General features: G+C 72.2%; 2 protein-coding genes. Both read right to left on the bottom strand.

The genetic code is table 11. From position 1 onward, the window contains the following. On the bottom strand, positions 1-387 hold a 387-nt coding region (locus tag ACFU6I_RS48125; RefSeq protein ID WP_384380809.1), incomplete at its 3' end, for a beta-ketoacyl synthase N-terminal-like domain-containing protein. Next, positions 384-3778 (bottom strand): SDR family NAD(P)-dependent oxidoreductase (locus ACFU6I_RS48120; protein ID WP_384380807.1); only part of this gene is annotated, 3395 nt, incomplete at its 5' end. The genes ACFU6I_RS48125 and ACFU6I_RS48120, both read right to left, overlap by 4 nt.

Here is a 3778-nt window from a genome sequence, read left to right as displayed (position 1 = left end):
CAACCGCTGCTGCGGATCCATACCCAGCGCCTCACGCGGCGAGATACCGAAGAACTCCGCGTCGAACTCCGCCGCGTCGTAGAGGAACCCTCCCTGGAGGGAGTAGGTCTTGCCGGGCGTACCCACCTCCGGGGTGTAGAGCTCGCCGATGTCCCAGCCGCGGTCGGCCGGGAACTCCGAGACCCCGTCCCCGTCTTCGGCGACCAGCCGCCACAGCTCCTCCGGAGAGGTGACGCCGCCCGGGTACCGGCAGGCCATGCCGACGATCGCCAGTGGTTCACTCGCCGCGGCGGCGAGACGTTCGTTCTCCTTGCGCAACTCTTCGTTGTCGAGCAGGGACTGCCGAAGGGCTTCGACGATCTGCTCCGTAGAGGGGGCCGTGCTCATGCTGTCTCCTCTTCCCCGCCCTGCTCTGTGGAGCCGTCGCCCGCCGGAAGCGTGTTCCCCAGGACCGCGCGCACCAGATCCCCGGCGTCCATTTCCTTGATCGTCCTGGTCCGCTCGCCGGTGTCCGCGGTGCCCGGTTCACCAGGAGCGGCGACCGCGCCGGCCGTCGCGTCGGGGAGTGTTTCGCCCGGCTCGTCCTCCGACAGTTCGGCCAGGAGGTACTTGGCCAGCGGTACCGGGCTCGGGTGGTCGAACATCAGCGTGGCCGGGAGTCTGAGACCGGTCGCCTCGCCCAGTCGGTTGCGGAGTTCGATCGCGGCCAGGGAGTCCAGGCCGAGGTCGGTGAACCCCTTCTGAGCGTCGACCGCCCTGCCGTCGGTGTGTCCCAGCACGCCTGCGGCCTCGGTGCACACCAGGTCCAGGAGGACTCGCTGCCGCTCGCCGCCGGGCAGTCCGGCGAGCCGTTCGCCGAGCGTGGTCGCGCTCACTGCGGGCTCGGGTCCGGCCTTCACGGACCCTCGGACCGCCGTCTCGGGCAGCAGCAGGGCGGGCACCTCGGGCCGGTTGCGCAGGGCCGCCGGGTCCAGGCGGACCGGTACGAGGACGGCGTCCGGCGCGGCGAGGGCGGCGTCGAAGAGGGCGAGTCCGTCGTGCGCGGTGAGCGGCGGGGTGCCGTTGCGGCTGAGCCGCTCCATGTCGATGTCGTCCTCGCTGCCCTGCCACGGACCCCATGCCAGGGACAGCGCGGGCAGTCTCCGGGCGGCCCGGTGCTCGGCGAGCGCGTCGAGGAACACGTTCGCCGCCGCGTAGTTGGCCTGCCCCTCGGCGAGGATCAGGCCGCCCGCGGACGAGTAGAGCACGAAGGCAGCGAGGTTCAGGCCCTGGGTCAGCTCGTGGAGGTTCCACGCGCCGTCCACCTTGGGCCTCAGCACGTCGTCGACTTGGCGGGGCGTCAGTGTGCCGAGTGTTCCGCCGTCCATACCGCCTGCCGCGTGCACCACCGCGGTGAGCGGGTGCTCGGCGGGGATCTGCGCGAACAGTCCGGTGAGGGCTTCGCGGTCCGCGACGTCGCAGGCCGCGAAGGTGACGGTCGCACCGAGCCCGGTGAGGTCGGCGCCCAGACTCTTGGCGCCCGGGGTGTCCGCGCCGCGTCGGCCGACGAGGAGCAGGTGCCGTACGCCGTACTCGGTGACCAGGTGACGGGCCAGGGCGCTGCCGAGCAGGCCCGCTCCGCCGGTGATCAGCACCGTGCCCTCGGGGTCCAGTGCCGGTGCTGTGCCCGACGTGGACGCCCGGTCGAGCCGGGGCACCCGGAACGTCCCGGCCCGCACGGCGAGTTCCGGTCGGCCGAGCGCCAGGGCGGCCGGCAGCGCACGCAGTGACGCGTCCGTCCCATCCGTGTCGATCAGCGACACCCGCCCGGGGTTCTCGGCCTGGGCGGCGCGGACCAGTCCCCACAGTGGGGCCATGACCAGGTCGGGACCTTCCGGCGCGTCGACGGCGTGTCGGGTCACGACGGCGAAGCCGACCTCGGACAGGCGCGGCTCGGTGAGCAGGTCGCGCAGCAGGGCCAGGGTCCGGTGCACCGTGTCCCGCACTGCTGCGGGCGGATGTCCGGCCGCGTCGCCGGCCGTGGGTGGGCAGCGCAGCAGAACGGTTTCGAGTGTGCCGGCCGCCTCGGCGAGCGATGCGACATCCTGGTAGGCGGGGAGGTCCAGGCCGAGGTCGTCGGTGCCGAATACGGCCCAGTTCCTGCCTGGTGCCCCGTCCGGCCGGGGCACGGGCGCCGCTTCGGCGGGCACCGGCCTCCAGGCGATCCGGAACAGCGATTCTGGTGCGTCGGTGCCGTCGGCGATCTGCGCCGAACCGACCGGCCGGGTCACCAGGGACCCAACCGTCGCCACGGGGACGCCGGCGGTGTCCGTGAGGTCCAGTGCGGCGGCGCCGTCACCGGATGCGGGACGGACGCGGACCCGCAGTGCTGCGGCGCCAAAGGCGCGCAGCGACACACCGCTCCACACGAAGGGGATCGTGGTCTCGGTGAGTGCCTTCGGGCCACCGTCGACCAGGAAGTCGACGGCGCCGAGGGCCGAGTCGAAGAGCGCGGGGTGCAGCCCGTAGGAGGCGGCATCGGCGTCGGCGGACAGAGCCACCTCCGCGTACACCTCGTCGCCTCGTCTCCAGACGGTTCGCAGGTTCCGGAACACCGGCCCGTATTCGTAGCCCATCTCCGCCAGGTCGTCGTACACCCCGTCGATGTCGATCCGCCGCGCGCCCTCGGGAGGCCAGACGGTGGTGTCGGTGTCCTGTCCCCGGCCGTGCGGGGTGTCCGCGGGGCCCGTGGTGAGCGTGCCGGCCGCGTGCAGTGTCCAGGCGGCGTCGGCGGGTGCGTCCTCGGGGCGCGAGTAGACCGATACCGGACGCCGGTCGTCCTTCTCTGGTCCTACGACGACCCTTGTCCGGACCCCGCCCTCCTCGGGCAGGACGAGCGGAGCCCGCTGCGTCAGCTCCTCCAGGAGGTCACACGTTGCGTGCTTCCCGGCGTGCAGGGCCAGTTCCACGAAGGCCGTGCCGGGCAGCAGTACGCGTCCCATGATGCGGTGGTCGGCAAGCCAGGGCTGCTGGTCGGCCGAGAGGCGGCCGGTGAGGACGACGCCGCCCGAGTCGGGCAGTTCGACCAGCGCGCCGACGAGAGGATGGTCGTCTCCACCGACACCGGCCGAGGCGATGTTCCCGGATGGTGGCGTGGCGTTCAGCCAGTACTCCTGGCGTTGGAAGGGGTACGTGGGCAGGTCGGTCCGGCGCGCTCCGGTGCCGGCGTACAAGGCCTGCCAGTCGACCGTGCCGCCGACCGTGTGGTAGGCGCCGACCGCGGCGAGCAGGGCGGTCGTCTCGGGGCGTCCCGGGCGCAGGGTCGGTGTCAGCAGGGCACCGTCGGTGTCGGCCAGACACTGTTGTGCCATGGCGGTGCAGGTGGTGTCGGGACCGATCTCCACGAACCGGCCCACGCCCTGCCCCTCCAATGCCTTTACCGCGTCGTGGAAGCGGACTGGCCGACGCACATGGGACACCCAGTAGCCCGGATCGCACAACTCCTCCGCCGTGGCCACCGCACCCGTCAGCGACGACACCACCGCGATCTCCGGCCGGTGGTACGACAGACCCTCGGCCACCTCCCGGAACTCGCCCAACATCGGCTCCATCAACGGCGAATGGAACGCATGACTCACCGTCAGACGGTGAACCCGGCGGCCCCAGCCACGCACCTCCTGCGCGACCGACTCCACCACCGCGGACTCACCCGACACCACCACCGACACCGGACCATTGACCGCCGCCACACCAACCCGGCCCCCGACCCCGGCCAGCAACGGCAACACCTCCGCCTCAC

Source organism: Streptomyces sp. NPDC057486, from assembly GCF_042802415.1.
GTDB lineage: Bacteria > Actinomycetota > Actinomycetes > Streptomycetales > Streptomycetaceae > Streptomyces > Streptomyces yanii.
The sequence above is the reverse complement of the archived record's forward strand: the minus strand, read 5'-3'. Positions and strand labels throughout refer to the sequence as shown.